General features: G+C 63.0%; 26 protein-coding genes. 11 read left to right on the forward strand and 15 right to left on the reverse strand.

Annotation, left to right across the window (positions count from 1 at the left end; all coding sequences use genetic code 11):
* The first annotated feature begins 258 nt into the window (after positions 1-258).
* Both ACZ0AV_RS07480 and bfr read left to right on the forward strand, forming a co-directional pair.
* A complete protein-coding gene (locus ACZ0AV_RS07480; RefSeq protein ID WP_070883855.1) occupies positions 259-477 on the forward strand; it encodes a bacterioferritin-associated ferredoxin in 219 nt (72 codons plus the stop codon).
* Positions 478-681: 204 nt separating this feature from the next.
* On the forward strand, positions 682-1152 hold the full coding sequence (gene bfr / locus ACZ0AV_RS07485) for a bacterioferritin (RefSeq protein WP_499150449.1): 471 nt from the start codon (positions 682-684) through the stop codon (positions 1150-1152).
* Between the two features lie 230 nt (positions 1153-1382).
* On the opposite strand, the gene fpr is transcribed toward bfr, so the two are convergent.
* A complete protein-coding gene (gene fpr / locus ACZ0AV_RS07490; RefSeq protein WP_499150450.1) occupies positions 1383-2162 on the reverse strand; it encodes a ferredoxin-NADP reductase in 780 nt (259 codons plus the stop codon).
* A 120-nt stretch (positions 2163-2282) separates the two neighbouring features.
* Between fpr and ACZ0AV_RS07495 the strand changes: the two genes are divergently transcribed.
* Positions 2283-3209, forward strand: coding sequence for a LysR family transcriptional regulator (locus ACZ0AV_RS07495; RefSeq protein WP_499150451.1), 927 nt, complete (start codon positions 2283-2285; stop codon positions 3207-3209).
* Here the strand turns inward: ACZ0AV_RS07495 and ACZ0AV_RS07500 are convergent.
* Positions 3206-3577 (reverse strand): diacylglycerol kinase, encoded by a 372-nt coding sequence (locus tag ACZ0AV_RS07500; protein ID WP_499153323.1) that lies wholly within the window; start codon positions 3575-3577, stop codon positions 3206-3208. The genes ACZ0AV_RS07495 and ACZ0AV_RS07500 overlap by 4 nt on opposite strands.
* A 71-nt stretch (positions 3578-3648) precedes the next feature.
* Positions 3649-4299, reverse strand: coding sequence for a response regulator transcription factor ErdR (gene erdR, locus ACZ0AV_RS07505; protein ID WP_499150452.1), 651 nt, complete (start codon positions 4297-4299; stop codon positions 3649-3651).
* 157 nt (positions 4300-4456) lie between these two features.
* On the opposite strand from erdR, the gene ACZ0AV_RS07510 reads away from it, so the two are divergent.
* Positions 4457-5353 carry a DMT family transporter gene (locus ACZ0AV_RS07510; RefSeq protein WP_499150453.1) on the forward strand — a complete coding sequence of 299 codons (897 nt, stop codon included), beginning with the start codon at positions 4457-4459 and terminating at the stop codon, positions 5351-5353.
* On the opposite strand, the gene ACZ0AV_RS07515 is transcribed toward ACZ0AV_RS07510, so the two are convergent.
* Entirely contained in the window at positions 5337-6047 is a 711-nt protein-coding gene (locus tag ACZ0AV_RS07515; protein WP_499150454.1) for a tRNA-uridine aminocarboxypropyltransferase, read from the reverse strand. The genes ACZ0AV_RS07510 and ACZ0AV_RS07515 overlap by 17 nt on opposite strands.
* A 251-nt stretch (positions 6048-6298) precedes the next feature.
* On the opposite strand from ACZ0AV_RS07515, the gene ACZ0AV_RS07520 reads away from it, so the two are divergent.
* On the forward strand, positions 6299-6700 hold the full coding sequence (locus ACZ0AV_RS07520; protein ID WP_499150455.1) for a quorum-sensing-regulated virulence factor family protein: 402 nt from the start codon (positions 6299-6301) through the stop codon (positions 6698-6700).
* Positions 6701-6773: 73 nt separating this feature from the next.
* A complete protein-coding gene (locus ACZ0AV_RS07525; RefSeq protein ID WP_499150456.1) occupies positions 6774-7844 on the forward strand; it encodes an LOG family protein in 1071 nt (356 codons plus the stop codon).
* A gap of 110 nt (positions 7845-7954) precedes the next feature.
* On the opposite strand, the gene recX is transcribed toward ACZ0AV_RS07525, so the two are convergent.
* The 3 genes from recX to ACZ0AV_RS07540 all read right to left on the reverse strand — a co-directional run bounded on the left by recX (position 7955) and on the right by ACZ0AV_RS07540 (position 10067).
* The gene (gene recX / locus ACZ0AV_RS07530) at positions 7955-8419 is read right to left on the reverse strand and encodes a recombination regulator RecX (protein WP_499150457.1); all 465 of its coding nucleotides are present in this window, start codon (positions 8417-8419) and stop codon (positions 7955-7957) included.
* Between the two features lie 8 nt (positions 8420-8427).
* On the reverse strand, positions 8428-9471 hold the full coding sequence (gene recA / locus ACZ0AV_RS07535) for a recombinase RecA (protein WP_499150458.1): 1044 nt from the start codon (positions 9469-9471) through the stop codon (positions 8428-8430).
* A gap of 83 nt (positions 9472-9554) precedes the next feature.
* Complete coding sequence (locus tag ACZ0AV_RS07540) at positions 9555-10067, reverse strand: CinA family protein (protein ID WP_499150459.1); 513 nt, start codon at positions 10065-10067, stop codon at positions 9555-9557.
* Positions 10068-10145: 78 nt separating this feature from the next.
* Here ACZ0AV_RS07540 and mutS point away from each other — a divergent pair, with 78 nt between their 5' ends.
* Both mutS and fdxA read left to right on the forward strand, forming a co-directional pair.
* Positions 10146-12719 carry a DNA mismatch repair protein MutS gene (gene mutS / locus ACZ0AV_RS07545; protein WP_499150460.1) on the forward strand — a complete coding sequence of 858 codons (2574 nt, stop codon included), beginning with the start codon at positions 10146-10148 and terminating at the stop codon, positions 12717-12719.
* A 142-nt stretch (positions 12720-12861) separates the two neighbouring features.
* A complete protein-coding gene (fdxA, locus tag ACZ0AV_RS07550; RefSeq protein WP_499150461.1) occupies positions 12862-13185 on the forward strand; it encodes a ferredoxin FdxA in 324 nt (107 codons plus the stop codon).
* A 552-nt stretch (positions 13186-13737) separates the two neighbouring features.
* Here the strand turns inward: fdxA and ACZ0AV_RS07555 are convergent.
* Genes ACZ0AV_RS07555 through ACZ0AV_RS07565 form a run of 3 tightly spaced genes read right to left on the reverse strand, consistent with a single transcriptional unit; the run spans position 13738 to position 14985 of the window.
* The gene (locus ACZ0AV_RS07555) at positions 13738-14094 is read right to left on the reverse strand and encodes a PilZ domain-containing protein (protein WP_499150462.1); all 357 of its coding nucleotides are present in this window, start codon (positions 14092-14094) and stop codon (positions 13738-13740) included.
* Positions 14095-14154: 60 nt separating this feature from the next.
* Entirely contained in the window at positions 14155-14577 is a 423-nt protein-coding gene (locus ACZ0AV_RS07560; RefSeq protein ID WP_499150463.1) for a DUF4124 domain-containing protein, read from the reverse strand.
* 30 nt (positions 14578-14607) lie between these two features.
* Positions 14608-14985, reverse strand: a complete 378-nt coding sequence (locus ACZ0AV_RS07565) for a tetratricopeptide repeat protein (RefSeq protein WP_499150464.1) — start codon at positions 14983-14985, stop codon at positions 14608-14610.
* 188 nt (positions 14986-15173) lie between these two features.
* Here ACZ0AV_RS07565 and ACZ0AV_RS07570 point away from each other — a divergent pair, with 188 nt between their 5' ends.
* On the forward strand, positions 15174-16082 hold the full coding sequence (locus tag ACZ0AV_RS07570) for a universal stress protein (protein WP_499150465.1): 909 nt from the start codon (positions 15174-15176) through the stop codon (positions 16080-16082).
* A 71-nt stretch (positions 16083-16153) separates the two neighbouring features.
* Complete coding sequence (gene pyk, locus ACZ0AV_RS07575; protein WP_070881430.1) at positions 16154-17605, forward strand: pyruvate kinase; 1452 nt, start codon at positions 16154-16156, stop codon at positions 17603-17605.
* 60 nt (positions 17606-17665) lie between these two features.
* Here pyk and ACZ0AV_RS07580 read toward each other — a convergent pair whose 3' ends face one another.
* Both ACZ0AV_RS07580 and ACZ0AV_RS07585 read right to left on the reverse strand, forming a co-directional pair.
* Complete coding sequence (locus ACZ0AV_RS07580) at positions 17666-18604, reverse strand: iron-sulfur-binding ferredoxin reductase (RefSeq protein ID WP_499150466.1); 939 nt, start codon at positions 18602-18604, stop codon at positions 17666-17668.
* Positions 18597-19724, reverse strand: coding sequence for a GGDEF domain-containing protein (locus ACZ0AV_RS07585; RefSeq protein WP_499150467.1), 1128 nt, complete (start codon positions 19722-19724; stop codon positions 18597-18599). Before ACZ0AV_RS07585 ends, ACZ0AV_RS07580 begins: the two co-directional genes overlap by 8 nt.
* Before the next feature lie 195 nt (positions 19725-19919).
* Here ACZ0AV_RS07585 and ACZ0AV_RS07590 point away from each other — a divergent pair, with 195 nt between their 5' ends.
* Positions 19920-21443, forward strand: coding sequence for a fumarate hydratase (locus ACZ0AV_RS07590; RefSeq protein WP_499150468.1), 1524 nt, complete (start codon positions 19920-19922; stop codon positions 21441-21443).
* 991 nt (positions 21444-22434) lie between these two features.
* On the opposite strand, the gene ACZ0AV_RS07595 is transcribed toward ACZ0AV_RS07590, so the two are convergent.
* The 3 genes from ACZ0AV_RS07595 to ACZ0AV_RS07605 all read right to left on the reverse strand — a co-directional run bounded on the left by ACZ0AV_RS07595 (position 22435) and on the right by ACZ0AV_RS07605 (position 26532).
* A complete protein-coding gene (locus tag ACZ0AV_RS07595) occupies positions 22435-24849 on the reverse strand; it encodes a TonB-dependent siderophore receptor (protein ID WP_499153324.1) in 2415 nt (804 codons plus the stop codon).
* Between the two features lie 118 nt (positions 24850-24967).
* Positions 24968-25948, reverse strand: a complete 981-nt coding sequence (locus tag ACZ0AV_RS07600; RefSeq protein ID WP_499150469.1) for a FecR family protein — start codon at positions 25946-25948, stop codon at positions 24968-24970.
* Positions 25945-26532 carry an RNA polymerase sigma factor gene (locus ACZ0AV_RS07605; RefSeq protein WP_499153325.1) on the reverse strand — a complete coding sequence of 196 codons (588 nt, stop codon included), beginning with the start codon at positions 26530-26532 and terminating at the stop codon, positions 25945-25947. The genes ACZ0AV_RS07600 and ACZ0AV_RS07605 overlap by 4 nt, the downstream gene beginning before the upstream one ends.
* Positions 26533-26589: the final 57 nt, after the last annotated feature.

Here is a 26589-nt window from a genome sequence, read left to right on the forward strand (position 1 = left end):
TCATGTTCCGCCGCAGCGGCCCGAGAAGATAGATTCCAACGGGGCGGCCATACGTCTTCACGCCGCTCGCAAGCGGCAAGAAAGCTCGCCGCAATCCAGGCCGCACCGCCGCTCAACGAGCAGACCAGCCAGGCTGAATTACCGCTCATCCAAAGTCACGAATTGGTGCCAATCAACAGCCAGTTTATCTTTGACACGCATTCTCATTAACATTAGTATCCTTTGCCATCAGTCTCAGCCAAGTGACGGGCCAAGCCTATGTACGTCTGCCTCTGCGAAGGTGTCACCGACGGTCAGATCCGCGAAGCAATCTACGAAGGTTGCTGCAGCTACCGTGAAGTCCGTGAAACGCTGGGCGTTGCCAGTCAGTGTGGCAAATGCGCTTGCCTGGCCAAGCAGGTGGTACGCGAAACGCTGGGCGAAGTGCAGCAAAGTCAGGTGGCCATGGCCTATCCAGGAAATTTTGTTGCTGCCTGAATCGCCTGTTTTATCAAGAACCGGATCCTGTATCCGGTTTTTTTATGCCTAGAATTCAATGAGTTAGCGTCAAGACGCACAACTTAAACACTCTCATTTATATTTATTTTTACTTATATTTCAATAACTTACGTTTGACAGTCGTATTTGGCAAGCCCAGAATTCGCCATCGGTTACTTATTTCCAGGCAGGAAGGGCTTCAGCATGAAAGGCGACAAGACGGTTATCCAGCATTTGAACAGGATCCTCGGCAACGAGCTGGTCGCGATCAATCAGTACTTCCTGCACGCCCGCATGTACGAGGACTGGGGCCTGACCAAACTGGGCAAGCACGAGTACCACGAGTCCATCGATGAGATGAAGCATGCCGACAAGCTCATCAAGCGCATCCTGTTTCTGGAAGGCCTGCCGAACCTGCAGGACCTGGGCAAGATCCTGATCGGTGAGAACACCCAGGAAATGCTCGAGTGCGACCTGAAAATCGAGCACAAGGCGCACATCGACCTGAAGGCAGCCATCGCCTACTGCGAAACTATCGGCGACTACGCCAGCCGCGAACTGCTTGCAGAAATCCTCGAGTCCGAGGAAGAGCACATCGACTGGCTGGAAACCCAGCTCAGCCTGATCAAGGCAGTTGGTCTGCAGAACTACCTGCAGTCGCAGATGGACGAATAAGCGTCAGCGGCAAAGAAAAACGGGAGCCAAGGCTCCCGTTTTTTGTGCCTTTGATGTGGGCATAAAAACCGGAGCGCCTAAAGACGCTCCGGTTTTTTACTGATTCAAGGAGCTTGCGAGCTAGAGCGCTGAAAGGCGAAACCGAAATAAAAAGCGGAGTGTACTTTTGTACATGAGCATTTTTATTTCGGTTTCAACGCAGCAGAGCCGACGCGCAGCTGCTCATCAGATTACTTCTCGACGAAGGCGCGCTCGATCAAATAGTCCCCCGGCTCACGCATACGCGCGGAGATCTTCAGCCCAAAGCTGTCGAGCACTTCGCTGGTCTCGTCGAGCATGCTCGGGCTGCCGCAGATCATCGCACGGTCATCCTGCGGATTGATCGGTGGCAGGCCAATGTCGGCGAACAGTTTGCCACTGCGCATCAGATCGGTCAGGCGCCCCTGATTTTCGAATGGCTCGCGGGTCACGGTGGGGTAATAGATCAGCTTTTCCTTCAACGCATCGCCAAAGAACTCGTTGCGTGGCAGGTGCTCGGTGATGAATTCGCGGTAGGCCACCTCATTCACATAACGCACACCGTGAACCAGGATCACCTTCTCGAAACGCTCGTAGGTTTCCGGGTCCTGGATCACGCTCATGAACGGCGCCAGGCCGGTACCGGTGCTGAGCAGATACAGATGCTTGCCGGGATTCAGGTCATCCAGCACCAGCGTACCGGTGGGCTTCTTGCTGATGATGACTTCGTCGCCTTCCTTGAGATGCTGCAGCTGCGAGGTCAACGGGCCATCTGGCACCTTGATGCTGAAGAATTCCAGGTGCTCTTCCCAGTTCGGGCTGGCGATCGAATAGGCGCGCATCAGCGGGCGTCCGTTTTCCTGCTGCAGGCCGATCATCACGAACTGGCCATTCTCGAAGCGCAAGCCCGGATCTCGGGTACACTTGAAGCTGAACAGCGTGTCGTTCCAGTGGTGCACACTGAGAACGCGTTCGTGATTCATGTTGCTCATTTAGAGGCTCCTAAAAACGTCAGACGCGCTGATTCTTGAGCGCAATTGCGCGGCATTCTAATCGCGGCCACAATATCTGTTAAATGAATTATCAAGATATAGGTTATCGGTTATATAGATATGCGATTTACTCTCCGCCAGCTCCAGGTATTCGTCGCCGTCGCCCAGCAGGAGAGCGTCTCCCGAGCCGCCACCCTGCTCGCTCTGTCACAGTCGGCCGCCAGCACCTCGATAACCGAGCTGGAGCGGCAGTCCAGCTGCCAGCTGTTCGACCGCGCCGGCAAACGCCTGAGCCTCAACGCCCTCGGGCGGCAATTGTTGCCACAGGCCGTGGCGCTGCTCGACCAGGCCAAGGAAATCGAGGACCTGCTCAAGGGTAAATCCGGTTTCGGTTCGCTGGCCGTGGGCGCCACCCTGACCATTGGCAATTACCTGGCGACCCTGCTGATCGGCGGCTTCATGAAAGAGCACCCGGAAAGCCAGGTGAAACTTCACGTTCAGAACACTGCGCATATCGTGCAACAGGTTGCCCATTACGAAATTGATCTGGGTCTGATCGAGGGTGACTGCAACCACCCCGATATCGAGGTGCAGAGCTGGGTCGAGGACGAACTGGTGGTGTTCTGCGCCCCCCAGCATCCGCTTGCCCAGCGCGGTCATGCCGGCATCCGCGAGCTGAGCGGTGAGGCCTGGGTTCTTCGCGAGCAGGGTTCCGGCACGCGCCTGACCTTCGACCAGGCCATGCGGCATCATTCCGACGCTCTCAACATCCGCCTGGAGCTGGAACATACCGAGGCGATCAAGCGCGCCGTGGAATCGGGCCTCGGTATCAGCTGCATTTCGCGCCTGGCGCTGCGCGATGCCTTTCGCCGCGGCAGCCTGGTGCCGGTGGAGACGCCGGACCTGGACCTGCGCAGGCAGTTCTACTTCATCTGGCATCGCCAGAAGTACCAGACCGCCGCCATGCGCGAATTTCTGGACATGTGCCGGGCGCTGACCGCAGGCATTCGCCGCAGCGACGAGATCGTGCTGCCCGAGGTGCGTTAGCCAAGCAGGATAATGCCCCACACGCTGGCGATCAGCGTCAGCGACACCAGCTGCGCGGCGCTGCCCATGTCCTTGGCGGTCTTGGATAACGGGTGGAGGTCGAGCGAGATGCGGTCAATGGCGGCTTCGACCGCCGAGTTGAGCAATTCGACGATCAGTGCCAGCAGGCACACGGCGACCATCAGGGCACGCTCGCCACGGCTGACGTCAAGCAACAGCGCCGCGGGAATCAACACCGCGTTGAGCAGCACCAACTGCCGAAACGCCGCCTCGCCAACGAATGCGGCCCGCAGGCCATCCAGCGAATAGCCCGCTGCATTGAGGATGCGCTTGAACCCGGTTTGTCCTTTGAATGGCGACATAGACAGCGAACCGCAAGACAGGAAAAGGCCGGCAGGGTACGCCAGAGACCGAGAAAAATCCCGCACAATCGCTGCTGTCAGGCGGCCGGCACAGACTCCAATTGTTGCAGCAGCAGCGCTGCCTGAGTGCGGGTGCGCACGTTCAGCTTGCGAAATATCGCTGTGACGTGAGCCTTGACCGTCGCCTCCGACACACTCAGCTCATAAGCGATCTGCTTGTTCAGCAGCCCTTCGCAGACCATGGTCAAAACCCGGAACTGTTGCGGGGTGAGGCTGGCCAGGCCGGCGCTGGCAGCCTTCGCCTCGGCCGACAGGCTGATCGACTCCTCACTTTGCGGCGGCCACCAGACCTCGCCGTCGAGCACTTGCCGCACGGCCTGCTGAATCATCTCCAGCGAGCTGGACTTGGGAATGAAGCCACTCGCTCCGAACTCGCGAGAACGCACCATGACCGCGGCGTCTTCCTGGGCCGAGATCATCACCACCGGAATCTGCGGGTATTGCCCGCGCAGCAGCACTAACCCGGAAAACCCATAGGCGCCAGGCATGTTGAGATCGAGCAGCACCAGATCCCAGTCGGTCTTTTCGGCGAGTCGCGCTTCCAGCTCGGCGATGCTGGCCACTTCGACCAGCCGAACACCGGCGCCAAGCCCCATTGTCAGGGCCTGTTGCAGCGCACTGCGAAACAGGGGGTGATCATCGGCTATCAGGATTTCGTAAGCGACCATGGCAGATCCTGTTCTTTTTATAGGCAGGCCGTACTGCAAGACTGCGTCCGCCTGACGGCGTGGCGTACGGCGCCCAACAGCATGCCCAGCGCGGGCGGGGTGGTCAAGCGCGGCGCTTTACGGCAAAGTCTGCGCCCTTCCTGCCAAGAGCCCGATGATGCCCAACCAAGCGCTGCGCGCCGATCTGCTGATGTTGCTGACTGCCATGATCTGGGGTTCGTCGTTCGTTGCCCAGCGCATGGGCATGGATGCCATCGGGCCCTATCTCTACAGCGGCCTGCGCTTCGCCCTGGCCGTCGCGGTGCTGTTACCGCTGGTTGTGCTGCTGAGACGACGCAACGGGCAACCGGCTTCGCCGCTGAGTCGGCCACTGCTGCTGGGCGGTAGCCTGATGGGTGCGGTGCTGGCGCTCGGTATCAACCTGCAGCAGGTCGGTTTGCTGTTCACCAGCGTCACCAACTCCGGTTTCATTACCGGCCTGTACGTGATCGTGGTGCCCTTGCTCGGGCTGCTGTTGGGCCACAAGACTGGCACGGGCATCTGGCTGGGGGCGTCACTGGCGGTGATCGGTATGTTCCTGCTCAGTGTCGGCGAGGGTTTCCAGGTCGCGTCCGGTGACTGGCTACAACTGGCGGGGGCCTTCGTGTGGGGCATCCACGTGCTGCTGGTAGGCGTGTTCGCCGCCCGGCACGACGCACTGTTGCTGGCCCTGGTGCAATTCGTCACCTGCGCAGTCATCAGCCTGGCGCTGGCAGTGGTCTTCGAGCACCTGCCGAGCGCCGACCTGATCCAGGCCCTGCCGGCGATTCTGTATGGCGGAATATTCGGCGTGGCGGTGGGCTTTACCTTGCAGGTGGTGGCGCAGAAACACGCCATCGCCTCCCATGCGGCGATCATCCTTTCTCTGGAGGCGGTGTTCGCGGCCATTGCCGGCGCCGTGCTGCTCGGTGAATCGCTGTCGGCGCGCGGCTATTTCGGTTGCGCGCTGATGTTCGGCGGCATGCTGCTGGCCCAGCTCTGGCCGAAACCGAAGCCCATTACAGGAACGCCTTGAGACGCTGGTGCAGTGGGTTGTCCAGGTCCACGGCATGCGGCGCCTTGGAGGCCAGGTAATGCTCGCTGAACACATCGAGGTAGGCATTCAGCGCGTCGGCGGCCCGCTCGTCACCGGCCAATTCCAGGCACAGCGCTGCCACTTCGGCAGTACAGAGATGGTCATCACGCTTGGAACGGCGCAGACGGTAGCGTGACAGCGCTTCCGGTTGCAGGCTCAGCACGGGCAAATGGTCCAGGTAGGGGCTCTTGCGAAACATCTTGCGCGCCTGCGTCCAGGTGGCATCGAGCATCACGAACATCGGGCGCTTGCCGGCCGCCACATCCACTGAGGTCACCACGCGTTCGGGCTCGGCGTATTCACCCGGGAACACCAGATACGGCTGCCACTGGGGCTCGCTCAGCAATGCGGGAAGCATCGGATCGACCTCGGTACGCGACCAGCCGAACGCCGAGGTGTCGGCAACCACATCGGCGATCAGCCAACCGGTATTGCTGGGTTTCAGCGCCTCGACATCGTGCATCAGCAGGCACACGCCCGCATTCGCCGAGACCTGCGGCCGCCAGGCGCACAGGCAGTGGCTGCGCGCCAGCCGACAAGCCGGACAGCGCTCGGCACGCGAACCTCTGGCCAGAAACGGCTTGACGCTGCGTGCCAGGCGCGCAGCACGTAAGGCGGCAACGGCATGGCTCATGCCGGCGCACTCCGGGAGCCCGAACAGATACGAAAGGAGAAAGACAAGGACATGGTCGCCATGGGGTCCAGCAACGAGGGGGCGTAGTCTATCAAGTGCGCACTTATAAATACCTCATCGGCCCTGCTAATCTCCATGCACCGCCGGGGATTGCCACCATCTGCCCGTTACCCGGCGAGCCCCTTCGCCAAAGCGAACATAAAGAAGCGAGCCGGGTCTATACCCGCTCACCGTTTTCAGGAGTCAGCCCAATGCAGCGTATCGCCCTTTCCGCCCTTCTCGTCAGCCTGCTGTTGCCGACGGCCCAGGCGGCATCGTTAAAAGGCTACGAGCTGACGCAAACGCTGGAGAAAGTGGCACGCGAAAGCAGCGTCGGCACACCGCGCGCGATCAATGAAGACATCCTCGACCAGGGCTACACCGTCGAGGGCAACGAACTGATCAATCACCTCAGCGTCCGCCCGGGCCACGCCTCGCAGATGCGCGGCAACCCTGACACCGTGCGCGCCCAGCTGGCCAACAGCGTGTGCAGCAACCCCGGCTTCCGCAAACTGCTGGCCAGCGGTGCGGTGCTGCGCTACGAATTCAGCGAAATTCAGAGCAACCGCCCGGTAACCACCGAACGCATCAACAAGACCGACTGCCGCCTGTAACCAGGTAGGCCGGGAAATACAGATAGCGCCCACGCCGGTTAAGCCGCAGGGGTGCTTATCGAGGTAGCAGCGCATGGATGATCACGCGAACAAGCTCTCGCCACGCAGCCCTGACAGCCAAGCCCAACTGACGCAAAGCCTCGACGAACTGGCCGCTCGGTTGACCCCGCCGGACAGCCCCAACGTGGCGCTGTACCGGGAAATGCTGGCGACCGTGGCGCGCATGGCCCAAGCCGATCGCAACCGCTGGGACGCCAAGATCATGCTGCAGACCCTGCGTGAGATGGAGCGTGCCTTCAGCGTGCTGGAGCGCTTCAGGCACCGCCGCAAGGTCACCGTATTCGGCTCCGCACGCACCCAGCCAGGCCATCCTGTATACGCACTGGCACGGGACCTGGGTGCCACCCTGGCACGCCATGACCTGATGGTCATCACCGGTGCGGGCGGCGGCATCATGGCAGCGGCCCACGAAGGCGCCGGCCGGGACAACAGCCTGGGCTTCAACATCACCCTGCCCTTCGAGCAATCAGCCAACGCGACCTTGCAAGGCAGCGACAACCTGCTGTCGTTTCACTTCTTCTTTTTGCGCAAGCTGTTCTTCGTCAAGGAGGCCGATGCGCTGGTGCTTTGCCCCGGCGGCTTTGGCACCCTCGACGAAGCCCTGGAAGTGATCACCCTGATCCAGACCGGCAAGAGCCCGCTGGTCCCGGTGATTCTCCTCGACGAGCCTGACGGCACGTTCTGGCAGGGGCTGCTCGACTACATCCAGCAGAACCTCGACAGCAATGGCTACATCCTGTCCAGCGATCTGAACCTGATGCGCCTGGTTCACGATGCCGAATCGGCAGCCCGGGAAATCGATCGTTTCTACGCCAATTTCCATTCCAGCCGCTGGTTGAGCGGGCAATTGGTGGTACGCCTGCGCCATGCTCTGAATGACGATGCCCTCGCCTACCTGAATCTGCACTTCAGCGATCTGTGCACGCACGGTGAAATCGAACAGCAACAGGGCGGTGAGGAGCGGACCGAAACCGCCGAGCTGCGCATGCTGCCGCGTCTGGTCTTCGCCTTCAGCGGGCGCAACACCGGGCGTCTGCGGGAGCTGTTCGACGTGATCAATCAGCCGCACCACTGGCGGTCCTGAACGGCGGGACCGCGCACAGTGATGGCGCTCATTGGCAAGCATGAGTTTTCAGGAACGTGGCTGTGCTGCGGCAGCACGGTTGGCTACTGGCAAACCGCTACGTGAAAGAGTCAGTCCTCGAAGGCCCCACGCAGCAACTGGCCGACCAGCTCCATCGGGTAACCCCGGTAAACCAGAAAGCGCATCTGCTTGGCCCGCTCACGGGCATCGGACGGTAACTGCCCGGCATACTTGCGTTGCCAGGTTTCCTGCAAGCCCGCACGCCAGTCGATTGCGCTGTCGCGCAATGCCTGTTCGATATCCGCACGCGCCAGGCCGCGCTGGGACAGGTCGTCACGGATACGCTGCGGGCCAAAGCCCGAGCGTGCCCGGTAACCGATGAAGCTTTCCAGATAGCGTGCTTCGCAGAGCAGCCCTTCTTCGCTCAGGCGGTCGAGGGCAACGTCGATATGTTCGTCGCTGGCACCGCGCTGGCGCAGCTTGCGCGCCAGCTCGACACGACCATGCTCACGGCGCGCCAACAAATCCATTGCGGTGTGGCGCACCGCCTGCACGTTATCCAGTATGGCCGGCACAGGTCAGATCAGAGGTCGGCTTCGGCGTTGGCTTCAACAGCCGAATTGGCTTTGACCGTCGGGCTGACAACGAGCAGTTTCTCGCGAATCAGACCTTCGATGGCGCGACCCACTTCCGGGTTGTCTTCCAAGTACTTGGCCGCATTGGCCTTGCCCTGACCGATCTTGTTGCCCTGGTAGCTGTACCAGGCACCAGCTTTTTCAACAAAGCCGTGCTGCACACCCAGATCGATGATTTCGCCGTTACGGTAGATGCCCTTGCCGTAGAGAATCTGGAACTCGGCCTGGCGGAATGGCGGTGCCACCTTGTTCTTGACGACCTTGACACGGGTTTCGCTGCCGACCACCTCGTCGCCTTCCTTCACCGCGCCGGTACGACGAATGTCGAGACGAACCGAGGCATAGAATTTCAGGGCGTTACCGCCAGTGGTGGTTTCAGGGCTACCGAACATCACACCGATCTTCATGCGGATCTGGTTGATGAAGATGACCAGGCAGTTGGCATTCTTGATGTTACCGGTGATCTTGCGCAGCGCCTGAGACATCAGGCGCGCCTGCAGACCAACGTGCATGTCGCCCATTTCACCTTCGATTTCCGCCTTCGGCACCAGGGCCGCCACGGAGTCGACGATGATCACATCGATGGCGTTGGAGCGCACCAGCATGTCGGTGATTTCCAGGGCCTGCTCGCCGGTATCCGGCTGCGATACCAAGAGGTCGTCGACGTTGACGCCCAGCTTGCCGGCATAATCCGGGTCCAGCGCATGCTCGGCATCGACGAAGGCGCAGGTCGCACCCATGCGCTGCGCTTCGGCGATCACCGACAGGGTCAGCGTGGTCTTGCCGGAAGACTCCGGACCATAGATCTCGACGATACGGCCTTTCGGCAGACCGCCTATGCCCAGAGCGATATCAAGGCCCAGGGAGCCGGTGGAGATGGCGGGGATCGCCTGACGATCATGATCGCCCATGCGCATGACCGCGCCCTTGCCGAACTGCTTCTCGATCTGGCCCAGTGCAGCCGCCAACGCGCGCTTCTTGTTCTCGTCCATTACATTCCTCACGTGATCAGAAGGGCCTGACGGCCAATAACTGTATAAGTAGACAGTATTATTCCACAGGGTTCGTCACTCGCCTACCCCGACGATGGATTTTCTTGCGCCAGTAGTCGCAACAGCCCTGCCAGTGCCGCTTCCACGGTCTGCGCGCGCACCGCATCCCGCGAGCCGGCGAACTGGAAGCGCCTGCTGAACAGCTGTTCGCCATCCGCCCAGGCGACCCATACCGTACCAACCGGTTTTTCCACGCTGCCGCCACCGGGGCCTGCCACGCCGCTGACCGCCGTGGCGTAGCGCGCGCCGCTTTGTCTCTGGGCACCGATCGCCATGGCCTCGACCACCTCACGACTGACCGCGCCCACACTGGCGAACAGCGCCTCGGGCACCCCCAGCTGGCGGGTTTTCTGGCCATTGGAATAGGTAACGAAGCCTGCTTCGAACCAGGCCGAACTGCCGGCGACGCGGGTAATGGCTTCGGCAATGCCGCCGCCCGTACAGGACTCGGCCGTACTGACTTGCGCACCATGCGCCTGCAAAGCCTCGCCAAGCCGTGCAGCGAGCCTGCTCAGGGGCTGGTCATCGAAATTCATCTGCGCTCCGGGGTTAAAGGCGGTGGGGTCGATACCGTACACTAGGCGCTTTTGCTATTTAGCCGGACACTCGACACGATGAGCCAAAGCGACCTCAGCTCCCATACGCCGATGATGCAGCAATATTGGCGGCTGAAGAACCAGCACCCCGATCAGCTGATGTTCTATCGCATGGGCGATTTCTATGAAATCTTCTACGAGGACGCGAAAAAGGCCGCGAAGCTACTCGACATCACCCTGACTGCCCGCGGCCAGTCCGCCGGCCAGGCGATTCCGATGTGCGGCATCCCCTACCACGCCGCCGAGGGCTACCTGGCCAAGCTGGTCAAGCTGGGCGAGTCGGTGGTCATCTGCGAGCAGATCGGCGACCCGGCCATCAGTAAAGGGCCGGTGGAGCGCCAGGTGGTGCGCATCATCACCCCGGGCACCATCAGCGACGAAGCGTTGCTCGACGAACACCGCGACAACCTGCTGGCTGCCGTGCTGGGCGACGAGCACCTGTTCGGCCTGGCCGTGCTGGACATTACCAGTGGGCGTTTCAGCGTCATGGAGATCGCCGGCTGGGAAAACCTGCTGGCCGAACTGGAACGGCTCAATCCTGCCGAGCTGCTGATTCCCGATGACTGGCCGCAGGGCCTGCCAGCGGAAAAACGCCGCGGCTCGAGACGCCGCGCGCCCTGGGATTTCGAACGTGATACCGCACTGAAAAGCCTGTGCCAGCAGTTCGGCACCCAAGACCTCAAGGGGTTCGGCTGCGAAACGCTGACCCTGGCCATCGGCGCGGCCGGCTGCCTGCTCGCTTACGCCAAGGAAACCCAGCGCACCGCCCTGCCCCATCTGCGCAGCCTGCGCCACGAGCGTATCGACGACACGGTGATCCTCGACGGCGCCAGCCGCCGTAACCTGGAACTGGATGTCAATCTGGCAGGCGGGCGCGACAACACCCTGCAATCGGTGGTCGATCGCAGCCAGACCGCCATGGGCAGTCGCCTGCTCGGCCGCTGGCTGAACCGTCCGCTGCGCGACCGCACAGTGCTCGAGGCGCGGCAGGAGTCGATTGCCTGCCTGCTGGATCGCTACCGCTTCGAGAACCTGCAGCCGCAGCTCAAGGAGATCGGCGACCTGGAGCGCATCCTCGCCCGCATCGGCCTGCGCAACGCCCGCCCCCGTGACCTGGCGCGCCTGCGCGACGCCCTCGCCGCCCTGCCAACCTTGCAAAGCGCGATGGCCGAGCTGGAGTCGCCGCACCTGGCAAGCCTGGCGCGCACCGTGAGCACCTACCCGGAACTCGCCGAGTTGCTGGCCAAGGCCATCATCGACAATCCGCCAGCGGTGATTCGCGATGGCGGCGTGCTGAAAACCGGCTACGACGCCGAACTGGACGAGCTGCAGTCGCTGAGCGAAAACGCCGGCCAGTACCTGATGGACCTGGAAACCCGAGAGAAGGCCCGCACCGGCCTGGCCAACCTCAAGGTCGGCTACAACCGCGTACACGGTTACTTCATCGAGCTGCCCAGCAAGCAGGCCGAATCGGCGCCCGCCGACTATATAAGGCGCCAGACGCTAAAAGGTGCCGAGCGCTTCATCACCCCCGAACTCAAGGAGTTCGAGGACAAGGCGCTGTCGGCCAAGAGCCGCGCCCTGGCACGTGAAAAGCAACTGTATGACGCCCTGCTGGAAGAACTGATCGGCCACCTCGGCCCCCTGCAGGACAGCGCTGCGGCCCTTGCCGAACTGGACGTATTGAGCAACCTGGCCGAGCGCGCCTTGAACCTGGACCTCAATCGCCCGCGTTTCGTCGACGAGCCGTGCATGCTGATCGAGCAAGGCCGCCACCCGGTGGTCGAGCAAGTGCTGACGACGCCGTTCGTCGCCAATGATCTCAAGCTTGACGACGCCACACGCATGCTGATCATCACCGGGCCGAACATGGGCGGTAAATCGACCTACATGCGTCAGACCGCGTTGATCGTGCTGCTCGCCCACATCGGCAGCTTCGTGCCGGCGGCGCGCTGCGAGCTGTCGATGGTCGACCGCATCTTCACCCGTATCGGCTCTAGCGACGACCTGGCTGGCGGGCGCTCGACGTTCATGGTGGAAATGAGCGAGACCGCCAACATCCTGCACAACGCCAGCGAGCGCAGCCTGGTACTGATGGACGAAGTCGGCCGCGGGACCAGCACCTTCGATGGCCTGTCGCTGGCCTGGGCCGCAGCGGAGCAGCTGGCGCATCTACGCGCCTATACCCTGTTCGCCACCCATTATTTCGAGCTGACCGTTTTGCCGGAAAGCCAGCCGGTGGTCGCCAACGTGCACCTCAATGCCACCGAGCACAACGAGCGTATCGTTTTCCTGCACCATGTGCTGCCCGGCCCTGCCAGCCAGAGTTACGGCCTGGCGGTGGCGCAGTTGGCGGGCGTACCGGAAACGGTAATCCTGCGTGCACGCGAGCACCTCGCGCGGCTGGAAACCACCAGCCTGCCTCACGATCTGCCGACACCAGGCATCGGCAAAGCCGCAGCGCCGATGCAAAGCGACCTGTTCGCCAGCCTGCCGCACCCTGTGCTCGAAGAGCTGCAGCGCGTCGAGCCGGATGACCTGACCCCGCGCAAGGCGCTCGAACTGTTATATACATGGAAGGCGCGAGTCTAACGCCGCCCGCCACAAGCTGTTAGAATCCCGCGCGCTCCGGGAGTGCTGCAGTCATTAGCCTGGCCTGCCAGCCCGATTCCCGAGCCTGAGAGCTGCTGATCAAGGAGCGGCTCGCTGCCGTAGCCCGAGGAGAAAACTAGAAATGACCTTCGTCGTCACCGACAACTGCATCAAGTGCAAGTACACCGACTGCGTGGAAGTCTGTCCGGTGGACTGCTTCTACGAAGGCCCGAACTTCCTGGTGATTCACCCGGATGAATGTATCGACTGCGCACTCTGCGAGCCAGAATGCCCGGCGCAGGCCATTTTCTCCGAAGACGAGATACCCGATGGCATGCAGGAATACATCGAGCTGAACGCCGAGCTGGCGGAGATCTGGCCGAACATCACCGAGCGCAAAGACGCACTGCCCGATGCGGCACAATGGGATGGCGTGAAAGAAAAACTGCAGCACTTGGAACGCTAAGCCCAGGCTCGCTGCATGCATCGCCGATGAATGCCGCTCCCGGCCGGGACGCGGCATTTTTTATGGCCGCCGTTCGCGGCTCAAGGGGCCGTGATCCTGGCAATGGACTTTTCTGCAGGCGAAAAAAAGGGGCGGTTTTACCCGCCCACTCTTTTGTTCCTATTCCCTGATACTCCCAATTCATCGTCCTGATGAATCGCGTCCCGCGATGTCCTGGTCACTATCCCTGGCAACCTGCGCTTTATCCCTAAGCACGGTTCAGATACTAGCGATGCTGGTATTAATCACAACGGCGCGGTTATTCCCACAGCTGACGCGCCGGGCATCAGCATAAAAAATAATTCCTTTATAATCATAAATTTAAGAGATCTAAAACCGCACCGCCAGCTTTACAGCGGCAAAATGCCAGCAATGCTTACAGCTCGCGTAAGCAAATACTTACATGCACAGAGAACAAATCAGCGCTTACGCAGGCGCACGGTTTATCGCAAGACAGGCGCCGACGCACCGCGCCGCAAAGACGCAGCACACCAGCGGATGGTCAGCGCGGGGTCAGACCGAGGCGGCGAGCGGATGAAAGCTGAAGTAATAGCGCAGGGCGTCGACCATCTCGACGTAGTCTGCCGGTGGCGCACTGAGCACGAAGCCAGAGTCGAAGCTGCCCGGCGTGACGTCTTCGTGGCACCACTGGCACGTGGCCCTGAAGTCGATGTGCCGAATGGAGTCCTGGCCCGGAATCTTCAGGCGCATGTCGAAACAGCCGCCCACCAGCACGGGCAGTTGGCTGATCAGCATCAGACCATCCAGCGAGACATTGCCCAGGTGACCGATCGGCTTGTCGGTGAAGGCATTGAAGACGTTGAGGTAGTACGGCAACTGGTGCCGCTCTATATGGCGATTGGCATTCATAATGGCGAAACGCTATGAGTGTCGGGTGAGTATGCCGCCAGCCTGTTGAACTGGCCAGCCTCAATTGCACCGCTCGGACAACTGGCGACGCAGGTACTCCCGCCCGGCGTCCAGCTCCGCATCACTGTAGTAGCGGCGTTCACCGTCGGCACCAGGCTCATAATACCGTCGGCCTTGCGGAATGGATGCCAGCTGCGTGCGCAATGCCTGGCACTCCTTTGCCCGCTCCGCCTGCTGCTGGCGGCGCACCTGCGCAGCCTGGGCCTGCTCTTCACGGCGGGCCTGGAAATAACGCTCGCTGCGCTGTTCGCGCTCGCGGGTAGAAGCATCGCGTTCCACCACCTGCGGGCGGATGTCGATAACCTCGGCCTCTGCCGCCTGCGGCTGCTGACCGTAATGCACCCGCCCCTGCTCGTCGACCCAACGATAAACGTCCGCCAGGGCCAGGGTGGGCAGCAACAGAAGGCTGATCCATGCGCGCATTACACCAGTCCCTATTCCATCAGGTGGCCGTCAAAGCGCTCCAGCAGGCGATACCTTGGCGGGCTCCGGCAAGCCATGATGGCCTAGCTGGCGCAGGGTTTCCAGACGCGCACGAGCCCGGAATGCATACTCGCTGGTGGGATAACGGCCGATGATGAACTGGTAGGTCTGCGCAGCATCGATGTACAGGCTCTGGCGCTCCAGGCACTGGCCACGCAGCAGGGAAATCTCCGGCTGAATATAGCTGCGTGAACGGCTTACCCGCTCGGCCTGAGACAGGTACAGCAAGGCGTCGTCACAATCACCCAGTTCGTAGGCGTGGTACGCCTTGTTCAGGTGATGGTCGAGCGACATGCGGCTACACCCGCCGATCATCAGCACACAGCACAGCACTAACAGAATACGCATGGGTTTCTCCTCCAATGGAGAGCGTATCGGCGCAGACCGGAAAAACTGAACTGTCGCAACATACTGCATTGCGTTGTGACTCGCGAAGAAAGAAAGGATTGGCTCGGTCTTCTAAGCTGATGCATGTCAACGCATGCCGTCATGCGATGGGATGCAATCAGGTCCACCAACTCCGCGAGGTCGACGTCATGAAACTCGAACAGCTACTGGTCGTGATCGATGCCAGCCAACCCAGCCATCCGGCGCTCGAGCGTGCAGCCTGGCTGGCGCGTGGTACTCAGGCGCGGCTGCACATCCTGCTCGTCGAGTATAACGCTGCTCTGGATGGCAGCCTGCTCGAGAACACCCTGCAGAACAGGGCGCGAGATGCGCTGCTGGAGCAGCGCGGCGAGTGGCTGGATACCTTGCTTGACCCCTTACGCGAGGAAGGCCTGGCGATCCGGCAGGAGGTGCGCTGGGGCAAACGGCTGCACGAAACCGTGCTCGAGGTGGCGGCGCAGCTCAAGCCCGACCTGGTGTTGAAATCCGCTGCCCAGAACAACCTGCTGCGCCGCCTGCTACTGACCGACAGTTGCTGGCAACTGATGCGCCACTGCCCCTTCCCGCTGTGGCTGGTGCACCACGCCGACTGGCGCGGGCACAACCTGTGCACGGCAGTCGATCCGCTGCACAAGGACGACAAGCCCGCCGCCCTGGACCACCACCTGATCAGCACCAGCCTGGCACTCTCCAGCGCACTCGGCATGCACACCGACGTGGTGCACTGCCATGCGCCCCTGCCGCGCACGCTACTCAATAACACCGAGTTGCTGGCCACCTACCAGCAGTTCGTCGCCGACGATGCGCAGCAGCACAACGAGGCCTTTGCCGAACTGGTTCGCCAGCACGGCATTGCCGACGACTCGGCCCACCTGCTCGAAGGCGCGCCGGAAAACATGCTGCCGCGCTTCGTGCAAAAGCACCAAATCGACCTGCTGGTGATGGGCGCGATCGCCCGCGGCCGCCTGGATACCATTCTCATCGGCCACACCGCCGAACGCCTGCTCGAATCGGTGGACTGTGACCTGCTGGTGGTGAAACTCGCTGCCGAAAAGTAGTGCAGAGGAACAATGACTACAGCGCTGCGGCGTAGTAGCCTCGCGGTCTGCTTCAACTTAGGAGTCCGCGCATGACCGCTCGCCGCACCAAAATCGTCGCCACCCTCGGCCCAGCCAGCAATTCCCCGGAAATGCTGGAACAACTGATTCTTGCAGGGCTCGATGTTGCCCGCCTGAACTTCTCCCACGGCTCGCCCGAAGACCACAAGGCCCGCGCCAAGCTGGTTCGTGACATCGCCGCCAAACACGGCCGTCACGTCGCGCTGCTGGGTGACCTGCAGGGACCGAAGATCCGTATCGCCAAGTTCGCCAACAAGCGTATCGAGCTGAAGGTCGGTGATCGTTTCACCTTCTCCACCAGCCATCCGCTGACTGACGGCAACCAGGACATCGTGGGTATTGATTACCCGGATCTGGTCAAGGATTGCGGCGTAGGTGACGAGTTGCTGCTCGACGATGGCCGTGTGGTCATGCGCGTGGAAACCACCACTGCCGACACCCTCAATTGCGTGGTGCTGATCGGCGGCCCGCTGTCCGACCATAAAGGCATCAACCGCCGTGGCGGCGGCCTGACGGCTCCAGCCCTGACCGAGAAAGACAAGGCCGACATCAAGCTCGCGGCAGAAATGGACCTGGACTACCTGGCCGTTTCCTTCCCGCGTGATGCGGCAGACATGGAATACGCCCGCCAACTGCGTGACGAGTCCGGCGGCAAGGCCTGGCTGGTCGCCAAGATCGAACGTGCCGAAGCGGTCGCCGACGACGAAACCCTCGACGGTCTGATCAAGGCCAGCGATGTGGTGATGGTGGCCCGTGGCGACCTGGGTGTGGAAATCGGCGACGCCGAACTGGTCGGCATTCAGAAGAAGATCATCCTGCACGCCCGCCGCCACAACAAGGCGGTGATCGTCGCGACCCAGATGATGGAGTCGATGATCCAGAACCCGATGCCGACCCGTGCCGAAGTGTCCGACGTGGCCAACGCCGTGCTCGACTACACCGACGCGGTCATGCTCTCGGCGGAAAGCGCCGCCGGTGCCTACCCGCTGGAAGCGGTGCAGGCCATGGCGCGTATCTGCCTGGGCGCCGAACGTCACCCGACCGGCAAGAGCTCCAGCCACCGTATCGGCAAGACCTTCGAGCGTTGCGACGAAAGCATTGCCCTGGCGGCGATGTACACGGCCAACCACTTCCCGGGCGTCAAGGCCATCATCGCCCTGACCGAGAGCGGCTACACGCCGCTGATCATGTCGCGCATCCGCTCCTCGGTGCCGATTTACTCCTTCTCCCCGCACCGTGACACCCAGGCGCGTTCGGCAATGTTCCGTGGCGTGTATACCATCCCCTTCGATCCGGCGGCCCTTCCACCGGGCGAAGTCAGCCAGGCAGCGGTGGACGAACTGCTCAAGCGCGGCCTCGTGCAGCAAGGCGACTGGGTGATCCTGACCAAGGGCGACAGCTACCACACCATTGGTGGCACCAACGGCATGAAGATCCTGCATGTCGGTGATGCGCTGGTCTGACCAGCCGCCGCTCCAGCCAGAAGGCCCGCGTTGATCGCGGGCCTTTTCGTTTTGCACCCGTCAGGCGTGGGGCAGGAACAGTTCGGTGAACAGCTGGCTGCGAGGCAGGCCGGCCAGGTAAAGGCGCCGGGCGAGCAACTCGACGGTCTCCGGCCGACCGCAGAGCAAGGCAATCGTCTGCCGCGAGGCGAGCCGCAGCGCCTTCAGCCACTCGGGCAGTTCAGCTTTGTCGACCAGTTCCACCTCGACCTGAGGATAGCGGCGGGCAAGGTCGGCCAGCTCCTCGGCCAGGTAGTGGTCACCCGGCGAACGCGCGATATGCATGACCCGGATAGGGCCCTGGTGCGCCTGGCGCAGCGCTTCGCGGAGCACCGCGTACAGTGGCGCCAGCCCGGTTCCGCTGCCAAGCAGCCACAGCGGCCTGGCCTGCCAATCGACGTCGTAGTGCAGCGCCCCGCCGCTCAACGCGCCAAGGCGCAGCTGTGCACCTACCGTGAACTGCCGGGCGGCGTCGCTGAATGCGCCGGGCTGGCGACAATCCACGTGGAATTCGAGACAGGCATCCTCTTCCGGCAGGCTGGCCAGCGAATAAGGTCGGGCGATGCCATCCGCGGTCCACAGCAGCAGGTGCTGGCCAGCGCGGTAACGCACCGGCTGCTGCGTCACGAGACGGATGCGCAGCACATGCTCGCTCAACCAGTCGCAGGCCTGAACCCGCGCTGGTATGCCGTCACGCAGGGGGTCGAAGGTCTGCAGTTGCAGGTCCTCGACCACCCGGCACTGGCAGGCCAACCGCCAACCGGCCTGGCGACGTTGCGGGTCGAGGGCATCGGGCCGGGCATCCAGCGGATCGCCGACCAGGCAGTGCACCACGCAGGCCTGGCAACTGCCGGCGCGGCAGCTATGGGGAACGGCGACCCCGGCGTGCAGCAGCGAGTCGAGCAGGTTGCTGCCGGTGGCCACGCTGATGCACCGGTCACCGACCCGTATCTCAGGCATCGACGGCTTCCCAGGTAGCCGCGCAGCGGTTGCGGCCGCTGCGCTTGGCCTGGTACAGCGCCTGATCGGCGCGATGCAGGGCTTCGTCGAGATCGTCGTGCATGGCCACCATCGTCATCCCCACGGATAGGCTGGGGTTTTGCACCTTGACACCGCTCGGTTCGATTTCCATGAAGGCCATACGCAGTCGCTCGCAGCAGGACCGGAAGGCCACCGGATCGGTATCGGGCACCAGCAGCACGAATTCTTCCCCACCATAGCGCGCGACGGTGTCACCCTCGCGCAGGCAACCTGCCGCCACGCTGGCGAATGCCTGCAGCACCCGGTCTCCGGCGGCATGCCCATAGCGGTCGTTGATGGTCTTGAAATGATCGAGGTCAATCAGCGCCAGCCCGTGCTGGCGCTTGGGCGTCAACCGCTCAAGCTCGAGGGCCGCCATGCGCAGGAAATGGCGGCGGTTGAACAGCCCGGTGAGCTCGTCGGTGGCCACCAGGTCTTCCAGCTGGCGCATCATCCCACGCAAGGTTTCCTGGTGGGCCTGCAACGCGAAGCGGCGCTGGCGCATCCGTTGGCGCATGCTCTGCATGTAGGAGGCGAACACGCTCAGCCACAGCAGCCCCAGCCCCAACGCGCAGACCTGCAGGGTCGCCAGGCCCGGGTCACGCATGCGCATCTGATAGGCCTCGTAAAGATTGACCAGTACGAAGCCCAGAAACGCCAGGCCAGTGCAGCGGAAAAACACGCGTCGTGGTAGGTGAAACAGGCCGAACAACAACACCATGGGATAGATCAGCAGCATGCTGCCACGGGCTTCACCGAGCATCGCCATCAGCGCGGTCGCCATGCCCAGCGCGACGAGCACCTGCACCTCGGTGAGGCTGGGGTCGCGAAAGGCAAGGTTGCGGCCGCTCAGCAACAAACCGTAAAAACCCATCTGACTGAGCACGGCAACGCCCACCAGGCCTGCGACCGCACTGCCACTCACGCTGAAAAGCTCGTGGCAATAGGCGATCCCCGCCAGTGCAGTGATCAACAGGTAGCTCGCTACAGCCATGCCGAAACGTTTCATCAGCAGATTCTGCAGCGTGCGTTGGGTCAAACGGCGGTTGCTTGAGTTCACGGGCTCCGTCCCATACTGGCAACTAGCCGCCACTCTACCCGCGAGCTGGTAAAAAGCCTAGCGACGCTTTCGCTTATCGCGGCCTGCCCCTACGGGTGTCCGAGGCGCCTGCCCCGCGGTATACTGCCGCGCCTTCTAGAACGCGCCGGCCATGTTCCGGCGCCTCAGTTCCTGCCCTACAAGGGAGCGCCCCGCATGACCGTGATCAAGCAAGACGATCTGATCCAGAGCGTCGCCGACGCCCTGCAGTTCATTTCCTACTACCACCCCGTCGACTTCATCCAGGCGATGCACGAAGCCTACCTGAAGGAAGAATCGCCGGCCGCGCGCGACTCCATGGCGCAGATCCTGATCAACTCGCGCATGTGTGCCACCGGCCACCGCCCGATCTGCCAGGACACCGGCATCGTCACCGTGTTCGTCAAGGTCGGCATGGACGTGCGCTGGGACGGCGCCACCATGGGCGTCGACGACATGATCAACGAAGGCGTGCGCCGCGCCTACAACCTGCCCGAAAACGTGCTGCGCGCCTCGATCCTGGCCGACCCGGCCGGTGCCCGCAAGAACACCAAGGACAACACCCCAGCGGTGATCCACTACTCCATCGTCCCCGGTGACAAAGTGGAAGTGGACGTCGCGGCCAAGGGTGGCGGCTCCGAGAACAAGTCGAAGATGGCCATGCTCAACCCGTCCGACTCGATCGTCGACTGGGTGCTCAAGACCGTTCCGACCATGGGCGCTGGCTGGTGCCCGCCAGGCATGCTCGGCATCGGCATCGGCGGCACCGCCGAGAAAGCGGCGGTGATGGCCAAGGAAGTGTTGATGGAATCCATCGACATCCACGAGCTGAAAGCCCGTGGCCCGCAGAACAAGATCGAAGAAATGCGCCTGGAGCTGTTCGAGAAGGTCAACCAACTGGGCATCGGTGCCCAGGGTCTGGGTGGCCTGACCACCGTGCTCGACGTGAAGATCATGGATTACCCGACTCACGCAGCGAGCCTGCCGGTGTGCATGATTCCCAACTGCGCCGCTACCCGCCACGCCCACTTCGTGCTCGATGGCAGCGGCCCGGCCGAGCTGGAAGCACCATCGCTGGACGCCTACCCGGAAATCGTCTGGGAAGCGGGCCCGTCGGCGCGTCGTGTCGACCTCGACACCCTGACCCCGGAAGACGTGCAGAGCTGGAAGCCGGGCGAGACCATCCTGCTCAACGGCAAGATGCTCACCGGCCGCGACGCGGCGCACAAGCGCATGGTCGAGATGCTCAACAAGGGTGAAGAACTGCCGGTCGACCTGAAAGGCCGCTTCATCTATTACGTCGGCCCGGTCGACCCGATCGGCGACGAAGTGGTTGGCCCGGCCGGCCCCACCACCGCCACGCGGATGGACAAGTTCACCCGGCAGATCCTCGAGCAGACCGGCTTGCTGGGCATGATCGGCAAATCCGAGCGCGGCCCGACCGCCATCGAAGCGATCAAGGACAACAAGGCCGTGTACCTGATGGCCGTCGGCGGCGCCGCCTACCTGGTGGCGCAGGCGATCAAGAAGTCCAGGGTGCTGGCTTTCGCCGAACTGGGCATGGAAGCGATCTACGAGTTCGACGTGAAGGACATGCCGGTTACCGTAGCGGTCGACAGCAACGGCGAGTCGGTGCACATCACTGGCCCGGCGATCTGGAACAAGAAGATCGCCGACAGCCTGGCGGTGGAAGTGCAGTAAGCAACGCCCTGCAGTAAACGAAAGCCCGGCCAAGTGCCGGGCTTTCGCGTTTATGGGGCGCGCCCGACACTATCGCGTAGGAACGTCGCCCCCGGCGCGAACGATTGCGGCCGTCCTGCACCATCGCGTAACGGCCGCCATTCGCCGCGGGGTCGCGGCTCCTACAAGTGATCGCGGCATCACCACCTCTCGCGTAGGAGCGTCGCCCACGGCGCGAACGATTGCGGCCATAACGCACCATCGCGTCACGGCCTCCATTCGCCGCGGGGTCGCGGCTCCTACAAGTGATCGCGGCATCACCACCTCTCGCGTAGGAGCGTCGCCCCCGGCGCGAACGATTGCGGCCATACCGCACCATCGCGTCACGGCCACCATTCGCCGCGGGGTCGCGGCTCCTACAAGTGATCGCGGCATCACCACCTCTCTCGTAGGAACGTCGCCCCCGGCGCGAACGATTGCAGGCTTACCGTAGCATCGCATCACGGCCACCATTCGCCGCGGGGTCGCGGCTCCTACAAGTGATCGCGGCATCACCACCCATCGCGTAGGAGCGTCGCCCCCGGCGCGAACGATTGCGGCCGTCCTGCACCATCGCGTAACGGCCACCATTCGCCGCGGGGTCGCGGCTCCTACAAGTGATCGCGGCATCACCACCTCTCTCGTAGGAGCGTCGCCCCGGCGCGAACGATTGCGGGCTTACCGTAGCATCGCGTCACGGCCGCCATTCGCCGCGGGGTCGCGGCTCCTACAAGTGATCGCGGCATCACCACCCATTGCGTAGGAGCGGCGCCCCCGGCGCGAACGATTGCGGCCGTCCTGCACCATCGCGTAACGGCCGCCATTCGCCGCGGGGTCGCGGCTCCCACGATGAGTCACGGCGGAGCCACCCATCGCGTGGGAGCATCGCCCTCGGCGCGAACGATTGCGGCCGTCCTGCACCATCGCGTAACGGCCACCATTCGCCGGCTACCCGGCTCGGGGGTGAGCAGGTTCAGAACTCCAGGGTGCTGGAGAGCTGCACCTGGCGGGGCTCGCCGACGGAGACGGCCAGGTTGTTTACCGACGAGCTGTAGTAGGTTTTGTCGAACAGGTTCTTCACGTTGAGCTGCAGCTTGAGCTTGTTATCGCCCAGGCGCGTGTCGTAACTGGTGAAGGCATCGGCCACGGTATAGGACGGCAGGGTGAAACTGTTGGCCGCATCGCCTTCTCGGTCACCCACGTAGCGGGCGCCCACACCGGCGCGCAGGCGGTCGGCGCCGAATAGCTGGCCAAGGTCATACACGCCGTACAGCGAGGCAGTGTGCCGGGCAACGTTCTGCAGGCCATTGCCTTTGAGCTCCGGGTCCTTTGTCACTTCGGCATCGGTGAAGGCGTAGGTGCCGATCAGGCTGAGGTCGTTGGTCAACTGCCCGGTCACGTCCAGTTCAACGCCTCGGGAACGCACCTCGCCAGCGCCGCTGGCGACCGAGAGTCCGGTCCCAGGATCGGTCTGCGTCACCAGCACGTTTTCCTTGACGATATCGAACAGCGCCAGGGTGCCGGTGATACGCCCGGGTCTATCGAGCTTGGCGCCGATCTCCCAGCTCTTGCCCTCCTCCGGCTGCACGCCGTCGATGGAGGCGTTACCGGTCAGCGGCGCGATGGTCGAGTTGGGCTTGAATGACTCGGTATAACCGCCATACAGCGACAGCTCCTCGTTGAGCTTGTACACCAGGCCGACGCGTGGCACCCACACCTGGCCGTCGATGTCGGTGTTGTTGCTGAACGGCCGGCCGCGCCCGGCAAGCTGGTCATAGAGCTGATAGCGGGCGCCGGCCACGAAGATCCACCGCTCGCCCAGGTGCACCGAATCCTGGAAGAACGCGGACTGGGTGACCACCCGATCGGTCTGGTCGCTGTCGCTGGCGGCGACCGCTGTCGGGATCGGCACGGCGCCGTATACCGGGTTGAAGGGATCGAAGCGGATAGCAGTATTCTGACGCAGCAGGTCTTCGCGGTAGAACTTGCGGTATTCGTGGTCCACGCCCATCAGCAGGTCGTGCTGCATGCCGCCGAGCGTGACCGTGCCGTCCAGGTCGGCAGTGGCGAAATGCGAGGTGCTGACCGCCCCCTGGGTGCCGTCCAAGCGCCGTGTGTAGGCGTTGCTGGATGCCGTTCCAGGCTCACGGAAGATGCGCGCCTGATAATCGTCGTAGCGGTCGCGGTTGTAGCTGTAGGCGAAGTGGGCCTTCCAGTCTTCGTTGAGCTGACGGGACAGGTCGAAGAGGGTCAGGTGCGAGCGGCCATCGGTGATGTTGTAGGCCTCGTCCATACGACGCTCGGCAGGAACGTCCAGCGGCTTGCCATCACGAAAGATCGTCCCGCGGTCGAACGGCACCGAATACTCGCGGTACTCGTGGCTGAGGGTCACCGTGGTGTCTTCGCCGTACCAGGCCAGGGAGGGTGCGAAAGTCTTGTCGCGGTTGTGGCCGAACTCGCGCCAGTAGTCGGCGTCGTCATAATCGGCGATAAGGCGGTAGGCCAAACCCGTTTCGCCCAGCGGGCCGGTGACATCCAGCGTGCCGCCACTGCCGTTCCTGCCATGGCCATAGGTCGACGCACGCCCCGTGATGGCCCGGTAGCTTTGCAACTGCGGCTTCTTGCCCACCACGTTGATTACGCCACCCGGATCGAGAATGCCGTAGAGCATCGACGACGGCCCCTTGAGCACCTCCACGCGCTCGGCAGTGGCGGTGAAGTTGCGCCCCTGGATGGTGCGCATGCCATCGCGCAGGATGGAGCCGTCGCGGTTGTCGCCGAAGCCGCGCTTCATCACCGCATCCAGCGTACTGCCCAGGGTATTGGCCTGGGTGATGCCACTGACGTTGACCAGTGCGTCGTCGAGGTTCTGCGGCTGCTGGTCCTGCAGCGCCTGGGCCGTCACCACGGCAACGGCCTGGGGAATCTCCAGCAGCGGCGTATCGCTGCGCGTCAGCGAGGTGGTTTCCGGCGGCTGGTAGCTGTAGCTCGGGGTGCGCTGCGACTGGATGTTCACGGCATCCAGATTGACCGCGCCCTCGCTGCGCAATGCCTGCAGCGCCACGGTGCCGGCGCTGGGCTGGCGGTAGCTAAAGCCGGAGCCGGCCAGCAATCGGGCCAGCGCCTGCTCGGCAGTCATGCGCCCATTCAGCGCGGGCGCCTGCATGCGGTATGGCGCTTCATCGGTGTACACCACATTGATGCCGGTGACCCGGCTGAAGGCATCCAGCGCCTGCGGCAAGGCCTGCGCCGGGATGGCGAACGCGTAGGTCGCGGCCTGCTCAGTGGCAGACTGAGCCAGGGCTGGCTGCACCAGCGGCAGGCTCGCGGTGCCGAGCAGGACTGCCAGGCTCAGGCGTTTCCAGAAGGCATCCTGCCGACGCATCATGCGGTCATTCATCGTGGTTTCAACCCCAGCTGTAGTGGCTCTCATCTGCGAACTTCTCGCATTTCAAGCACTACACGAACGCCAGAAGGATTTACCTCACCGAACTGGCGAAATATTTTCAACGCAGGATGACCAGCCGCCCCAGAACACGGTGTTGCTCGAAGCCGACCACGCCCTGCAGCGCATCGAGAATCGCCAGCGGGTCGTGACTGGCGAAGCTGCCGCTGACTCGCCGCTCACGCAGCTCATCATCGAGCAGCAGGATGCGGCCCGGGTAGTAGCGGCGCAGTTCATCCAGCACCTCGCCCAACGGCGCGCGGTAGAAACTCAAGCGGCCATCACGCCACGCCGTCAGTGCCTCGGCGTCGACACTGCGCAGGTTGGCGCTGGCGCCATCGGCAAAGCTCAGCTGCTGATCAGCGGCCAACACCCGTGGCGCCTCCAGCGGCCCGCCGCGCACGGCGACCCGGCCCTGCAACACCGAAACCCGGGCGCCTTGATTGATGCGGCGGACCTCGAAACGGGTGCCGAGTACGCGTGCCTCGCCACCCGCAGCCGCGACAGTGAACGGCACCTCGCCCGGTACCACGCTGAAATACGCCGCGCCACGGCGCAGCTCGACATGCCGTTCGCCTGCGCCGTAGTCGACGGCGATGGCGCTGTCGGCATCCAGTACCACGGTGGAGCCGTCGCCCAGCGTCACGCTGCGCACCTGCCCGGGCGCCGACACCACATCTGCGCCCAGGTCGTCGGCCCAGCGCAGTGGCTGCCAACCGCCACCCCACACTACGATCAGCAGGCAGGCGGCCATCGCCAGTGCGGCGGACCAGTAGGGGCGTTTACTCGCCGGCGGATGCAAGTACCGCTGCAAAGCGACAGCCTCTTCCTGGGCCAGGCGCTGAGCAGCCGGGCGGCCGAGGTGCCAGAGCGACTGCATGCGCACGAACGTGTCGACATGCTCGGGCGCCGCGGCCAACCACTGCTCGAAGGCCATCTGCACCTTGTCGCCCGGCTGCCCCTGCAAACGGCCGAGCCACAGCCAGGCGTCCTGCTCGATGGCCGACAGTGATCCCTCCTGACGAAGTGGCTCATGGCTCATGGGGCGACGTTTCCGTGTGAGGGGCTGGCCGACGTGTCGATAACGCTGGCCTTGCAAGCTTCCAGGGCGCGCATCATATGTTTTTCCACGGCGCTCTGGGAAAGCGCCATGCTGCGGGCGATCTGCCCATAGGTCTGGCCGTGGATGCGGTTGAGCAAAAAGATGTGCCGGGTACGCTCGGGCAAGGCGCGCAAGGCCGCTTCCACACGGCGCAGGTCACTTCTGGCCTCGAGGGCCGCATCCGGGGAAGCAGCACTGTCACCCTGCTGTTCGCGCTGTTGGTCCGTCTCGTTACGCGAGCGTGCGCCCTCACTGCGCAAGTGATCGATGGCCAGGTTATGGGCGCTGCGCATCAGGTAGCTGCCCATGTCTTCCAGCGGCGCGCCGGGCCGTCGCCAGAAGCGCAGGAACAGCTCCTGAAGCAGATCCGCCGCCGTCGCCCGACAACCGACACGCCGGCGCAGCAGCGCTTCCATCTGCGCGCGGCGGGCCAGAAAGGTGCGCACGAACGCATCACGCTCCAGCGGTTCGGGGGCCGATGGAGTGCGCGGGCGAGGTTCGGGCGAGGATGGAAGATCGACCATCTGGGTGAGTTGCTCTTGACGATGCGCCGGAAGCGAGGCGGCAATCCACCAATGATA

Source organism: Pseudomonas sp. AC532 (assembly GCF_979258965.1).